General features: G+C 65.6%; 15 protein-coding genes. 6 read left to right on the top strand and 9 right to left on the bottom strand.

Annotated features, from left to right (window positions below; genetic code table 11):
• The first annotated feature begins 88 nt into the window (after positions 1–88).
• The 4 genes from P5705_RS16310 (at position 89) to P5705_RS16295 (ending at position 3,132) form a co-directional block, all read left to right on the top strand.
• The gene (locus tag P5705_RS16310; protein ID WP_277461896.1) at positions 89–1,123 is read left to right on the top strand and encodes an acyltransferase family protein; all 1,035 of its coding nucleotides are present in this window, start codon (positions 89–91) and stop codon (positions 1,121–1,123) included.
• A 57-nt stretch (positions 1,124–1,180) separates the two neighbouring features.
• Positions 1,181–1,765 carry a Fe-S biogenesis protein NfuA gene (gene nfuA, locus P5705_RS16305; RefSeq protein ID WP_011534517.1) on the top strand — a complete coding sequence of 195 codons (585 nt, stop codon included), beginning with the start codon at positions 1,181–1,183 and terminating at the stop codon, positions 1,763–1,765.
• A 278-nt stretch (positions 1,766–2,043) separates the two neighbouring features.
• Complete coding sequence (locus P5705_RS16300; RefSeq protein ID WP_277461895.1) at positions 2,044–2,652, top strand: SCO family protein; 609 nt, start codon at positions 2,044–2,046, stop codon at positions 2,650–2,652.
• Entirely contained in the window at positions 2,653–3,132 is a 480-nt protein-coding gene (locus P5705_RS16295; RefSeq protein ID WP_277461894.1) for a copper chaperone PCu(A)C, read from the top strand.
• A gap of 132 nt (positions 3,133–3,264) precedes the next feature.
• On the opposite strand, the gene P5705_RS16290 is transcribed toward P5705_RS16295, so the two are convergent.
• The 8 genes from P5705_RS16290 to P5705_RS16255 form a co-directional block, all read right to left on the bottom strand.
• Positions 3,265–3,492, bottom strand: coding sequence for a hypothetical protein (locus tag P5705_RS16290; RefSeq protein WP_213657398.1), 228 nt, complete (start codon positions 3,490–3,492; stop codon positions 3,265–3,267).
• 59 nt (positions 3,493–3,551) lie between these two features.
• Positions 3,552–4,388 carry an AraC family transcriptional regulator gene (locus P5705_RS16285; protein WP_277461893.1) on the bottom strand — a complete coding sequence of 279 codons (837 nt, stop codon included), beginning with the start codon at positions 4,386–4,388 and terminating at the stop codon, positions 3,552–3,554.
• Entirely contained in the window at positions 4,385–4,699 is a 315-nt protein-coding gene (locus P5705_RS16280; RefSeq protein WP_011534512.1) for an AzlD domain-containing protein, read from the bottom strand. The genes P5705_RS16285 and P5705_RS16280 overlap by 4 nt, the downstream gene beginning before the upstream one ends.
• Positions 4,696–5,394: an AzlC family ABC transporter permease gene (locus P5705_RS16275; protein WP_213657396.1), complete on the bottom strand. Its 699-nt coding sequence runs from the start codon at positions 5,392–5,394 to the stop codon at positions 4,696–4,698. Before P5705_RS16275 ends, P5705_RS16280 begins: the two co-directional genes overlap by 4 nt.
• 189 nt (positions 5,395–5,583) lie before the next feature.
• Positions 5,584–6,318, bottom strand: a complete 735-nt coding sequence (locus tag P5705_RS16270; protein ID WP_277461892.1) for a sel1 repeat family protein — start codon at positions 6,316–6,318, stop codon at positions 5,584–5,586.
• A gap of 93 nt (positions 6,319–6,411) precedes the next feature.
• Positions 6,412–7,506, bottom strand: a complete 1,095-nt coding sequence (locus P5705_RS16265) for a hypothetical protein (protein WP_277461891.1) — start codon at positions 7,504–7,506, stop codon at positions 6,412–6,414.
• A gap of 29 nt (positions 7,507–7,535) precedes the next feature.
• Positions 7,536–8,159 (bottom strand): LysE family translocator, encoded by a 624-nt coding sequence (locus tag P5705_RS16260; protein ID WP_277461890.1) that lies wholly within the window; start codon positions 8,157–8,159, stop codon positions 7,536–7,538.
• A 2-nt stretch (positions 8,160–8,161) separates the two neighbouring features.
• Positions 8,162–8,938: a YqcI/YcgG family protein gene (locus P5705_RS16255; protein ID WP_277461889.1), complete on the bottom strand. Its 777-nt coding sequence runs from the start codon at positions 8,936–8,938 to the stop codon at positions 8,162–8,164.
• Between the two features lie 171 nt (positions 8,939–9,109).
• Here P5705_RS16255 and P5705_RS16250 point away from each other — a divergent pair, with 171 nt between their 5' ends.
• Positions 9,110–10,030, top strand: coding sequence for a LysR substrate-binding domain-containing protein (locus P5705_RS16250; RefSeq protein WP_277461888.1), 921 nt, complete (start codon positions 9,110–9,112; stop codon positions 10,028–10,030).
• Here the strand turns inward: P5705_RS16250 and P5705_RS16245 are convergent.
• A complete protein-coding gene (locus P5705_RS16245; RefSeq protein ID WP_277461887.1) occupies positions 10,011–10,922 on the bottom strand; it encodes a LysR family transcriptional regulator in 912 nt (303 codons plus the stop codon). The genes P5705_RS16250 and P5705_RS16245 overlap by 20 nt on opposite strands.
• A 114-nt stretch (positions 10,923–11,036) precedes the next feature.
• Between P5705_RS16245 and P5705_RS16240 the strand changes: the two genes are divergently transcribed.
• Complete coding sequence (locus P5705_RS16240) at positions 11,037–12,242, top strand: MFS transporter (protein WP_277461886.1); 1,206 nt, start codon at positions 11,037–11,039, stop codon at positions 12,240–12,242.
• Positions 12,243–12,378 lie beyond the last annotated feature (136 nt).

The raw sequence follows: 12,378 nt of genomic DNA, 5'->3' as shown, positions 1-12,378 counted from the left end.
GGGGGTGTGCAAACCTCTGTAGGAGCCGGCTTGCCGGCGAACGATCGCGACGCAAGGCCCGAACTCACCGGCAATCGCAGGGTACTTCATGCTGTATTCGCTTCAGGCACTCCGGGCATTCGCCGCCTGGGTGGTGGTCTGCCACCACTTCATGCAGATCTTCTTCGACTTCCATGCCACCGGCCCACTCGGCCAATTGCTCAGCGACCGCGGTGCGGTCGGGGTGGACATCTTCTTCGTCATCAGCGGCCTGGTGATCTACCTCTCGACCCGCGACAAAGAGATTGCCCCCGGGCGGTTCCTGCTCAACCGCGCCCTGCGCATCGTCCCGGCCTACTGGTTCTACACCCTGCTGATGGCGGCGCTGATGCTGGTCGCCAGCCGCTGGATGCCGCATCAGGTGTTCGCCTGGCAGCACCTGCTGCTGTCGCTGCTGTTCATCCCGGCGCAGAACCCCGGCGGCTATGGCCTGTACCCGACCCTCAACGTGGGCTGGACGCTGAATTTCGAGATGTTCTTCTATTTGTTGTTCGGCCTGGCCTTCCTGGTGCGCCAGCGTCATCACCTGTTGCTGGTGACCGCCGCGTTATTGCTCGTCAGTGAAGTGCTAGGCCGGTTGGGAGTACTCAGCCGTTTCTACAACAACGACATCGTTTACGAGTTCCTGCTGGGCATCGGCCTGGGCGTGCTGTATCACCGCGGGCTGATCCGCGAGGGCCTATGGCTGCCGCTGGCGCTGCTGGCCGCGGCCGGTTTCACCCTCTACCACCTGGACGCCTCCCAGCGCCTGCTGCACTGGGGGCTGCCCAGCGCGCTGGTGGTGCTGGCGTTCATCGCCCTGGAGCCGTGGTTCAAGGGCAACCGGGTGCTCAAGGCGCTGGGCGATTGCTCCTACTCGGTGTATCTGATCCATGTGCTGGTGCTGTACGGCGGCCTGTTTGCCAGCCAGCGGCTGCAACTGAACCCATACCTGGTATTCGCCCTTTGCGTGCCGTCAATCGGACTAATGTCGTGGTTCAGCTACCAATGGCTGGAACGTGGCCTGTATACGCGGCTGCAAGGCTGGATCGCCGCCGAGCCTGCGCGGGAACCGGCCTTGGCGCTATCCCGAGTCAAATGCTAGGACTTTGTTCGAAGGCCGGGTTGGCGTACACTGCCGGCAAGTCTGTGAGGAACTTCCATGAGCGCTATAACCATTACCGACGCCGCCCATGATTACCTGGCCGATCTGCTCTCCAAGCAGAACACGCCTGGCATCGGCATCCGCATTTTCATCACCCAGCCGGGCACCCAGTACGCCGAGACCTGCATCGCCTACTGCAAGCCGGGCGAAGAGAAACCCGACGACGAGCCGGTGGGCCTGAAGAGCTTCACCGCGTATCTCGACGCCGTCAGCGTGCCGTTTCTCGAAGACGCGCTGGTCGACTACGCCACCGACCGCATGGGCGGCCAGCTGACCATCAAGGCCCCCAACGCCAAGGTGCCGATGGTCAACGAGGACAGCCCGATCAACGAGCGCATCAACTACTACCTGCAGACCGAGATCAACCCGGGCCTGGCCAGCCACGGCGGCGCCGTGAGCCTGGTGGACGTGGTCGACGACGGCATCGCCGTGCTGCAGTTCGGTGGCGGTTGCCAAGGCTGCGGCCAGGCCGACGTCACGTTGAAGGAAGGTATCGAGCGCACCCTGCTTGAGCGAATTCCGGAGCTCAAGGGCGTGCGTGATGTGACTGACCACACCAACAAGGAAAATGCCTACTACTGATGGGTAGTGGGTGTTGGTTCTTGCCTCTTCGCCGGCAAAGCCGGCTCCTACAGGTTGCACCCTTGTAGGAGCCGGCTTGCCGGCGAATTTCATTGATCCCTAGCAACAAACTGTTACGGATTCAATCCCTGCGACAACCGGTCGCGCCCCGGATTCAAAGGGCTGCAGCCAGATCCTCCTCAGTTCGGGTAGATGCTCGGGGGGTGTCATGCCAGAATGCGCCGGTTTTCGCTCGGCCCGCCCCAAGGGCCGGCACCTTCCCTGTAAAGGATGGTTCCATGACTGATCTGTTGACCCGGCGCGCGGTAGTCGCCGGGATGGGCGTACTGGGGCTTGGTTTGCTGGCGGGCTGCAGCCCGGCACGTGGCCTGGACTTCAAGTACGGCAAGAACATGAGCAACGAAATCCTCGGGCGCAAGTTCAAGCTCAAGGATACCCAAGGCAACGAGCGCACCCTGTCGAGCTTCTACGGCTCGATGCCGATGATCTTCTTCGGCTTCACCCAGTGCCCGGCGGTCTGCCCGACCGCGCTGGCGCGTGTGGCGCAGATCCGCAAGATACTCAGGGGCCGTGACCGCGACCTGTTCCAGCCGGTGTTGATCACCCTGGACCCGGAGCGCGACACCCCCGAGGTGCTCGACGCCTACGTCAAGGCCTTCGACCCGTCGATCGTCGCCCTGACCGGCACCCCCGAGGAAATCGCCGAGGTGGCCAAGGAATTCAAGGTGTTCTACGAAAAGGTCCCGGCCGGCGACACCTACACCATCTCTCACTCGTCCACCAGCTACGTCTACGATACGCGTGGCACCCTGCGCCTGAGCCTGGGCCATTCCCTGAACGCCCAGGAATGCGCCGAGGACCTGGTCACCCTGATGGAGATCTGCTGAATGTCGATGCAACCGATCAAGCGCGGCCTGGCCGCCCTGGCCCTGATGAGCCTGGCCCTGCCGGCCCTGGCCCAGACCACCGTGAGCGACGCCTGGGTACGCGCCAGCGTGCCGCACCAGCAGTCCACCGGTGCCTTCATGATCCTCACCGCCAGCAGCGACAGCAAGCTGATAAGCGTGGCTTCGCCCGTGGCCAAGACCGTACAGGTGCACGAGATGACCATGAACGGCGACGTGATGGGCATGCGTGAGGTCAAGGCGGTCGAACTGCCGGCCGGCAAGGCGGTGAAACTGGACCCGAATGGCCTGCACGTGATGCTGATGGGCCTGAACCAGCAGGTGAAGGAAGGTGAGCAGGTGCCGCTGACCCTGACCATCGAAGATGCCAAGGGCGTGAAGGAGACCGTGCAGGTGCAGGCGCCGGTGCGTGCGCTTACCGCCGAGAGCGGCGGGCACGACCATATGCACATGAACCACTGATCGATTGCTTGAGCCCTGCGCCATCCCTGTAGCAGCGGCTTCAGCCGCGATCACTCGCGAAGCGGGTGCCATACACCGCGTCGCCCGCATCGCGGCTGAAGCCGCTCCTGCAGGGAAGGGCGTAAATCCCGATCAGCTACGGAAACGTGGCAGCGGCCGTTCGATGTTCAGCGAGGTCAGGGTCTTGCGCACCTGGGCTTCGTCAGCCTCCAGCGCCTTGAGGCTGGCGCGGATCTTGCCGGCAGCGGGTATGTCGCCCTGGCGGTCGATCCAGTCGGCGATCTCCTTGCAGGCGCTGCTCAGGCAGGCCTGACGCTGGCTCATCAGCGACAGGAGCGTGGTGATTTCTCGTTCGGACATGACGCGATCCTCCATTCAGCCATTTGAGTGTAGCAGCGGCGTGCAAGCATGCAGACGGGTTACACCAGGTTCAGGCAGGCCTGTCGGTAGGCCCCCGGTGTCACACCATAGGCTTGCTTGAACTGGCGGGTGAGGTGGCTTTGATCGGCAAAGCCCAGGGCCAGGGCGACTTCCAGCGCAGGCAGGCCACTTCTCAGGAACTCCCGTGCGCGGGCCAGGCGGCGCTGCTTGAGCCAGGCGTGGGGTGGCAGGCCGGTGGCCTGGCGAAACACCCGGGCGAAGTGGAAAGGGGAGAGGTTCACCGCTGCCGCCAGGGCTTCCAGCGACGGCGGCTCGGCCAGCTGGCTTTCCAACAGTTCACGGGCGCGGGCCACGGCCAGCGGTTCGTTGCCAGGGGCGGCGGGCTCGGCGCAATGGCCGTGGCGCTGCACCAGGGCGAGCACGGCATGGCGCCAGGCGGTCTGTTGCTCCAGGGCGCTGGCGTTGCTCTCGGAGCGCTGGTGCAGTTGGCTGAACGCGGCGGCCAGGGCCGGGTCCTGGATCACGCTGTCCTTGAACCGGGGCAGGCCATGGCGGCCCAGCTCCAACTCGTCGAGCACGCCCGTGACCCGCTCGTGCTCGGGATAGAAACCGCGGTAGCGCCAGCCGGCCTCGTGGGCGGTGGCGCCAGTGTGCAGCTCGTCGGGGTTGATCAGCACCATGCTGCCCACCGGTGCCAGGTGCTCGCTACCGCGGTGCCAGAATCGCTGGGCGCCGGACTCGATCACCGTGAACACATAGCCTTCATGCACGTGCGGGGCAAAGCGCTGCTGGATATAGCGGGCGTGCAGCATCTCCACGTCGCCGAGGGCGGGCGCCTGCCACAGGTGGGTTTGTTCGCGCAGGGGCGTGCTCATGCCAGCCAGCTGCGCAGGAGGAAGAAGATCAGCATGCTCGCCAGCATGCTCAGCAACACGCTGCGGGTCAACAGCACCAGGGTGATGGCCACCAGTGACCCAAGCAGGTAGGGGTTGAGCGGGCTGAGGTCGAGCTGGTGCCCAGGCAGGAAGATGATCGGCCCGCAGATCGCCGTGAGCATGCCGGGCACGGCGAAACCAAGGAACTGCCGCGCGTTGGAACTCAGGCGCAGCGGCAGGCGCGGTTCGAGGAACGCGTAGCGGTTGAGGAACACCACCGCGCCCATGGCGAAGATCAGCAGCCAGATCATGAGCGGCCTCCGGAGAATTTCTGGCAGACGAAGCCGGCGGCCATGCCCAGCAGGCCGGCGGCCACCAGGGCGGTTTCCCAGTGCCAGTAGCTGAACAGCACCGAGCAGAACAGCGACACCGCCACGCACACCACGGTCGGCAGGTTGCGTACCAGCGGCGCGATCAGCGCGACGAAGGTGGCGACGATGGAGAAGTCCAGGCCCAGCTGGTCCAGGTGCGGGATGTTCTGGCCGAGGACGATGCCGGCCAGGGTGAACAGGTTCCACGCCACATAGAACGTCAGGCCCACGCCCAGCGCGTACCAGCGGTTGAACTGCTGCTGGTCGTGGTGGCTGGTGAGGGCGAAGAATTCATCGGTGAGCAGGAAGCCCAGGCCCAGCCGCCAGCGGGTCGGCAGGCCGGACATCACCGGGCGCATCGACAGCCCGTAGAGCAGGTGCTGCGAGGTCAGCAGCAAGGTGGTGAGCAGGATCGAGAACAGGTTGGCGCCGCCCTTGAGCATACCGATGGCCACCAGTTGCGCGGCACCGGCGAAGACGATGGCCGACAGGCCCTGGCCCTCCCAGGCGCTGAGGTTGGCCTCGATGGCCATGGAACCGGCGAGCAGGCCCCAGGGGGCCACGGCCAAGGACAGCGGCAGGATGGCGATGGCGCCTTTGAGGAAGGCGTGGCGGGCAACGGGCGGGCTGGACATGGGCAAGACAACGGCTCGACAGGGCAGGCCAGCATGCCAGAGGGGTGGAGAGCTGGCTTGAACGATCTTGCTTGTTTGTTCTGCAGAAGCGGCTTCAGCCGCGATGCAGGCTGTGCGGTGCTTGGCACCCGCTTCGCGGGTGATCGCGGCTGAAGCCGCTCCTACAGGGGGCGTGCCAAACAGCGACAGTTATCGAGGTGTGTTCGCCGGCAAACCAGCGCCTACGAGGCGTTGCTGCGCCGCGGCGCAGCCATTGATATCAATGGCCTTCTGCATGAGCGCCTGGCGATGTTGCGGGTCCAGCTCGCCGAGCAGGCGGTAGACCTCGGCCTGGTAATCACGCTGGCGCCCCCATTGCATTTCCAGCCCTTGCGGCCGGCTGCGGCTGCAAGCCAGGTGCGTTGCCGGCTGGGGATAGTAGGGCGCGTAGAGGGTGGCCATGCTGGGGATCGCCTCCAGCGCCTGGCGGTAGGCGGGGCTGGCGCTGTAGGCCGAGCACCAGCGGGCGATGGCCAGGGCCGGTGGCGCGAAACCCTGCTTGAGGCTGGCTTCGAGCAGCGGGCAGGCAGCGTCGGCGATCTGCCCGGCAGGTAGGTAGGTGGTGTAGTACAGGGCCAGGCGATACTGGGCTACCGGGTGGTCGAGGGCGACGGACTTCTTCAGCAACGCCACTGCCGTGGGCAGGGTGCGGGCCAGCGCCTGGCCCTGGCGGCTGAGTTCCGGGTCGCCGGTGCTGGTACGCAGGGGGCTGGCCGTGTCGTCCTGGCTGTCGGCCTGCTCCAGCAGGGGGAGGGCCTGGCGATAGAGCAGGTCGGCATGCGGGTCGATGCTCACGTCGAGCGCCTGCGCAGCGAAGGAGGTCAGCAGCAACGGCAGCAAGGCTGCGTGGGCGCTACGGCGCTTGGGGGCGGCTTCGATGGTCATGACAGGTGCGCGGGTGCCTCAGGCGGATCAGGAGCGATGACCGGCCTATTCTATCCACCCGGGTGTGTTCGACGATAGTCGGGGAATTCCTTATCAGATGAGCTTGATCGATGTGACCTTGCGCTGGGCGTATTTTTCCTGGGCCAGGCCAAGTTTGGCGGTGATCACCTTGGCCAGCGCGTTGTTGCCCAGGTCGTTGAAATGCAGGCGATCGGCGAACAGGCTTTCAGCGAACACCGGCGAACTGCTGAGCATGCTGTTCATGTCGTAGCAGGGGACGGGGTCGGCCTGGCTCTTGATGCGGCGGAAGAAGGCCATGTGCAACTGGCTGTCGAAGGCGCCATCGATGAGGCGATCGAAATTGGACGGCTGTTGTTCGAGCCGTTCGAGCATGGCCTGCTCGCCGGCCGGTAGCGCTTCCCTGCACCAGGGCAGCAGGGGCTGGAGGATGAAGGTCAGGGTGGTGTGGCCGTCGGCCAGCAGGCGGTCCCACTGGCGCAGTGTACGGCCGATGCTGTCGGCGGCGCGGATCAGGCGCTTGTCCGGGCTGGACAGCGGTTCCAGTGCGGGGCAGGGGCACGGGCGCCGCGGCGCAAGGGCGTGGCCCAAGCGTTGCCACAATGACTCGCGGCGTGGTTCCTCAGCGGGCTGAACACCTTCGTGGAAGCGGTTGAAGTAGTCCTGTTGCCCGGTTTGCACAGCTTGCGCGCTGGTCATTATCTCGGCCAGCGTTTCCTGGGCCAGCGTGTTCAGCCCGCTGAACACCACGACATGGCCAATCTGGCCGAAGCGGTGCTGGTGGGTGAGGAACATCAGCAGTTCCTGGGTGGCGTTGAGCCCGCAGCCGGCCAGGTTCAGCCAGATCTCGCCGGTCAGCAGCGAGAGGTACGAGGCCACCGTGTGTTCGTCGGAGCTGGCGCCGATGCCCATGGCGGTCGAGCCGCCCACCAGCAGGTTGACCCGCGCCAGGCCACCGCGTTCGGCGACCGAAAAGCGCTTGCCGGCGAAATGGCTGTAGCGCATGCCCAGGGCGTCGGTGTTGATGGTGCCGGAGCGGTAGCCGCGCTCATGCACGTAGAGCGTGTGCGGAATGCGCCGGCTGCCCAGCTGGAGGAAGCGCTGGTAGTCGTGCTGCAGGGGATGGGTGCTGCCCATGGGGTCTGCCACTGAGGTGTCGAGGATCGTCATGGGCGCTCCTGGGTTGATGGGCAATGGGCTCAGGCCGCCAGTTCCCTGAGGTTGTAGCCCAGGCCGACGATGGCGATGAGCAGCAGCGCAACCCCGGAGGCCAGGCTGATCAGCCGGCTGCTGCGCTGCGAGGCGATCTTGCCGATGGCGAAGATGTACAGGCTGAGCACGGCGAAATCGATGGCGATCCACAGCAGCGACAGCACCACCATGCTCTTGCCGAACGACTCGGTGATCTGGATGAACTGTGGGAAGAAGGAGATGAAGAAGATGATGTCCTTGGGGTTGGAGATGCCCACCATGAACCCTTGCACCAGGCCGCCTCGGCCTGCCGGCAGCGTGCTGGGGGCGGTCTCGACCGGTGCCTGCAGGGCCTCGCGCAGGGTGCCCACGGCGATGTAGCCGATGAACAGGCAGCCCAGCAGGCTCATGCCATTGAGCCAGGCCTTGTCGATGGCCGCGCTGGTCATGATGATCCAGGCGGCGGCGCCGATCAGCACCAGCGACGCCCAGTTGGTGCCGACGGCGGTGAACAGGGCCTTGCGCGAGCCGGAGGCGGCGGCGGTGTTGACGATCAGTGCCACCACCGGGCCTGGGGTGGCGATCAGCAGCAGGACGGTGAGGGCGTAGGTGGCGGTCAGTGCGGTATTCACGTTCAGTTCTCGATCAGTGAGTCAGTTGTTGCTTGTGCATGGAACGGGCAGCGCGCGGGGTTCAGCGAGCCGGGCTCCTGCAGTTGGTACTGTTTCCATTCGAAGTTGTCGCCGTGGCCGAAGAAGCCGAGGGTGTCCGGCATCACGCCGTCGTTGTAGTGACGGACCCGGTCGCGGATGCGCGCGCGAATGCGCTGGCCGCTTTCGGTGGCGGCGCTGGCCACTTCGTCGAAGCTCTCGCGGGCGTTGATGACGAAGGCGATGTGCTTGCCCAGGTTGCGGCTTTTCATCAACCGATGGGCGGGGAAGCTCATGTTGATGAACAGCGGCATGCCGGCGAAGCAGAACGACCAGTGCGCGTCGTGCGGGTCCTGAGGGACCTCTTCAGGCCAGGGTTGCGGGTCGCGGGCATGGACCTGGCGCAGCACATCCCAGGCCAGGGCCTGTTGGTCGCTCAGCGTGGTGTCCGGCGCGGTCTCGAGGAACACCAGCAACGGATGGCTTATGCGCTGCTTTATCGGGAGCGGTTCGACGGTGCGGACGTAGTCGGCCAGCCCCTGGGCGATGTCGTCGGCCAATCGCTGCGCCCGGGCGAAGATGATGTGGCAGGTGCGCGCGGTGACCGCCTTGCGCCCGAACAGGCACGGGAAGTCGGGGTTGGCGAGGGTTTCCTTGAAATGTTCTATGGTCTTGTGCGTCCAGTGGTGTCTGTTCTGCACATGTTCATCGGCCAGCTCTAGCGCATCCAGGCGGTAGCAGTTTCCATAACCCGTAAACATGATTTCCCCAGGTATATCCAAATGCAGCGTTAAATAACTTTTCCGTATTAATCGAGCGGTTTGGCTATATGTAATTGTTATTTACCGGCATTTTCCGAGATGGGTCCGGCGTTGTAAAACGCCTGGAACTATGACCTACTATTAGCCTCACTCATGCTCTGGATGGCGCCGATGTCTGAACGGATTCAAGCCCTGCACGCCCTGCGTGCCTTCGAAGTGGCCTCGCGCTACGGCTCCTTCACCCGCGCGGCACAGGAGCTGGCGCTCACCCAAGGCGCGGTCAGCCACCACATCAAGACCCTGGAAGCCATGTTCGGCTGCGACCTGTTCGAGCGTCGCGGCCCCAAGCTGCGTTTGACCGAGCACGGCCAGTTGCTGGCCCAGGAGCTCAAGGTCGGCTTCAAGATCATCGAGAATGCCTGCGCCCTGTTACGCCAGGACCGCTACGGTCTGCGCCTGAAGGCACCGTCGACGTTGACCGTGCGCTGGTTGCTGCGGGCCCTGGATGGCTTCAAGAAGGTCGACAACAGCTGCACGGTGCAGTTGTCGAGTGTGTGGATGGACATCGATGCGGTGGATTTCTACTCCGAGCCCTACGACTGCGCCATCCTGCTGGGCAACGGGCGTTTCCCGGCGGACGTGGAGAGCCTGAAACTGTTCGATGAATGGCTGATCCCGGTCTGTCACCCCGAGTACCTGGACAGCCCCGCGCCGGAGCTGGCGGCGCTCAAGCACTGTGAATTCCTCCACCCTTCACCGGACCGGCGCGACTGGCGGCGCTGGCTGGCGCGCATGGATGCGCTGGATATCAGCATCGACCAGGGCCAGGTGTTCGACACCCTCGACCAGGGCATTTCGGCGGCCCAGCAGGGCCTGGGCATCTCGGTGGTCGACCTGGTGCTGGCCAGCGCCGACATGGCTGCTGGCAACTTGATCACCCCCTTCCCGCATGCGGTGGCCACCGGCGACGGTTATTACATGACCTGGCTCAAGTCCAGCCCGAAGGCGCGGCAGATGCAGAAGCTGCGTGACTTCCTGCTGGCCCAGGTGCCGCCGTTGCCGCACCGGGACATCAGCTACCTGTACGGCTGACCTGGCTGGCGGGAAGCACCCGTTCGAGCATGAAGTCGATGAACACCCGCAGCTTCGGTGGCATCTGCCGGCCCGACGGCCACAGCAGGTAGAAGCTGCCGCGCCGCTCCATGAAACCGTCGAGCACGCTCACCAGGTTGCCGCTGGCCAGTTCCTTGCGCACGCTGAAGTCCGGCAGGCAGGTGATGCCGCGGTGGTTGAGGGCGAAGCAGATCCGCGTCTCGACGTGGTTGCAGACCATCGAGATGGGGATGTCGTAGTCCTGCTCGGGGTGTTCCCGGCGCAGTGGCCAGGTTTCCAGCTTGCCGCTGCTGGGGAAGCGGTAATGCAGGCAACTGTGCCCGGCAAGTTCACGCGGATGCTGCGGTGTGCCGCGCTCGCGCAGGTACGCCGGCGAGGCCACCAGGCAATGCTGGAAGTGCCCGAGGAACTTGGCGTTCAGGCGCGAATCCAGGGGTTGGCCGCCGCGCATCACCACGTCGAAGCCCTCGCCGACGATGTCCACCATGCGGTCGCTGAAGTCCAGGTCCAGCTCGATATCCGGATAGCGCGCCATGAACTCGGCCAGTGCCGGCATCACCAGCCCGGTCACCTGCGGCAGGCTGACCCGCAGCCGCCCGCGTGGCGTGCCGCTGGCTTGCGAGAGCGCCTGCTCGGTGGCCTCGATCTCGGCCAGGATGCGCCGGCTGCGCTCGAGGAACAGCGCGCCCTCGGCGGTCAGGGTGATGCTGCGGGTGCTGCGGTGGAACAGGCGCACGCCCAGCCGGGCTTCCAGGCGCGCCACACGCTTGCCCACCGCCGAGGCGCTGATGCCCAGCGACTGCCCGGCCGCGACGAAACTGCGGGTTTCGGCGACCCGGTTGAAGACCACGAAGCCGCTGAGGCTGTCCATGTTGCACTCCGATTGCGGACATCGATGTCCTGGGTGAGCGGAATTCTACCCGGCTTTTTCCGCAATACCGCAACGCCGCAAGATGCTTGCCTCGATTGAACCCAGGAGGCACCCATGAATTCCACATCCACCGCGGCCAGCGTCAATGAACCTGCCGCCAGCGCCGCAAGGCTGCCGTTGAGCGGCCTGCTGGCCCTGGCACTGACCGGCTTCATCGCGATTCTCAGTGAAACGTTGCCGGCAGGCCTGCTCGACCAGATCGCCGATGGCATGGCGATCAGCCAGGCCATGGCCGGGCAGTGGGTCACCGCCTATGCACTCGGCTCGTTGCTCACCGCCATCCCGCTGGTGACCCTGACCCAGGGCTGGTGGCGCCGTCGTGCGTTGTTGCTGGCCATTGGCGGTTTCATCCTGTTCAACGGCCTGACCGCGCTCGCCAGCGACAACCACCTGACACTGGTGCTGCGCTTTTTGAGCGGTGCCGCCGGTGGGCTGGCCTGGGGCCTGATCGCCGGGCATGCGCGACGCATGGTGGCGCCGGCGCTGCAGGGCAGGGCGATGGCAGTGGCCATGCTCGGGCAACCCATCGCCTTGTCGCTGGGGCTGCCCATTGCCACCTGGCTGGGGGCCTGGCTGGGCTGGCGCGCCATCTTCGCGGTGGTGACCCTGGCCGCGTTGCTGCTGGCGGCCTGGGTGCTGCGGGCCGTGCCGGACTTTCCGGGGCAGGTGGCCGGCAGGCGGCCGGCGGCCGCGCAGGTGCTGCGCACGCCGGGGGTGGCGCGGGTGCTGCTGGTGATCCTGGCGTGGATCCTCGGGCACAACATTCTGTACACCTACATCGTGCCGCTGCTGGCGGCGGCGGGCATGGCGGGCGAGGTTGGCCAGGTGCTGATGACCTTCGGCCTGGCCTCGCTGGCGGGGATCGTGCTGGTCGGGCTGGGCGTCGACCGGCGCCTGCGTGGGCTGGTGCTGCTCAGCCTGGGCGGGTTCGCCTTGGCGACCCTGGCGCTTGGGCAACTGCAGGGTTCGGCTTGGCTGGTGCATGCCAGCGTGGCGCTGTGGGGGCTGACCTACGGCGGCGCGCCGACCTTGCTGCAGACGGCCTGCGCCGATGCGGCGGGCGAGGGCGGGGATGTCGCCCAGTCGATGCTGGTGACGGTGTGGAACAGTGCGATTGCCCTGGGCGGGATCGTGGGCGGGTTGTTGCTGACGGGGACGGGGGTCGGGTCGTTTGGCGTGGTGGTGCTGGTGCTGGTTGCAGTGGCATGGGTGCTGGCCTTCAGCGGGCGGCGAGCGGGGTTCGTTGCGGGTGCAAGGTAGGCCTCTGTAGGCGCCGGCCTTGTCGGCGAACCAGGCGACACGGTGGATGGCACCGGCCGTGCCGGTGTTCGCCGGCAAGCCGGCTCCTACGGAAGAGCGCAGCACTTGGTCGCTTACATACCCTGTAGGAGCCGGC

Origin of the sequence: Pseudomonas entomophila (genome assembly GCF_029478665.1) — a bacterium.
GTDB classification, from domain to species: Bacteria; Pseudomonadota; Gammaproteobacteria; order Pseudomonadales; family Pseudomonadaceae; genus Aquipseudomonas; species Aquipseudomonas entomophila_F.
Note: the sequence above shows the minus strand (reverse complement) of the source record. Positions and strands in the feature narration are given on the sequence as shown.

Excerpts from the sequence above, each read along its gene's own strand:
- P5705_RS16310 (WP_277461896.1), top strand. The coding sequence starts at position 89 with ATGCTGTATTCGCTTCAGGCACTCCGGGCATTCGCCGCCTGGGTGGTG.
- nfuA (WP_011534517.1), top strand. The coding sequence starts at position 1,181 with ATGAGCGCTATAACCATTACCGACGCCGCCCATGATTACCTGGCCGAT.
- P5705_RS16300 (WP_277461895.1), top strand. The coding sequence starts at position 2,044 with ATGACTGATCTGTTGACCCGGCGCGCGGTAGTCGCCGGGATGGGCGTA.
- P5705_RS16295 (WP_277461894.1), top strand. The coding sequence starts at position 2,653 with ATGTCGATGCAACCGATCAAGCGCGGCCTGGCCGCCCTGGCCCTGATG.
- P5705_RS16290 (WP_213657398.1), bottom strand. The coding sequence starts at position 3,492 with ATGTCCGAACGAGAAATCACCACGCTCCTGTCGCTGATGAGCCAGCGT.
- P5705_RS16285 (WP_277461893.1), bottom strand. The coding sequence starts at position 4,388 with ATGAGCACGCCCCTGCGCGAACAAACCCACCTGTGGCAGGCGCCCGCC.
- P5705_RS16280 (WP_011534512.1), bottom strand. The coding sequence starts at position 4,699 with ATGATCTGGCTGCTGATCTTCGCCATGGGCGCGGTGGTGTTCCTCAAC.
- P5705_RS16275 (WP_213657396.1), bottom strand. The coding sequence starts at position 5,394 with ATGTCCAGCCCGCCCGTTGCCCGCCACGCCTTCCTCAAAGGCGCCATC.
- P5705_RS16270 (WP_277461892.1), bottom strand. The coding sequence starts at position 6,318 with ATGACCATCGAAGCCGCCCCCAAGCGCCGTAGCGCCCACGCAGCCTTG.
- P5705_RS16265 (WP_277461891.1), bottom strand. The coding sequence starts at position 7,506 with ATGACGATCCTCGACACCTCAGTGGCAGACCCCATGGGCAGCACCCAT.
- P5705_RS16255 (WP_277461889.1), bottom strand. The coding sequence starts at position 8,938 with ATGTTTACGGGTTATGGAAACTGCTACCGCCTGGATGCGCTAGAGCTG.
- P5705_RS16250 (WP_277461888.1), top strand. The coding sequence starts at position 9,110 with ATGTCTGAACGGATTCAAGCCCTGCACGCCCTGCGTGCCTTCGAAGTG.
- P5705_RS16245 (WP_277461887.1), bottom strand. The coding sequence starts at position 10,922 with ATGGACAGCCTCAGCGGCTTCGTGGTCTTCAACCGGGTCGCCGAAACC.
- P5705_RS16240 (WP_277461886.1), top strand. The coding sequence starts at position 11,037 with ATGAATTCCACATCCACCGCGGCCAGCGTCAATGAACCTGCCGCCAGC.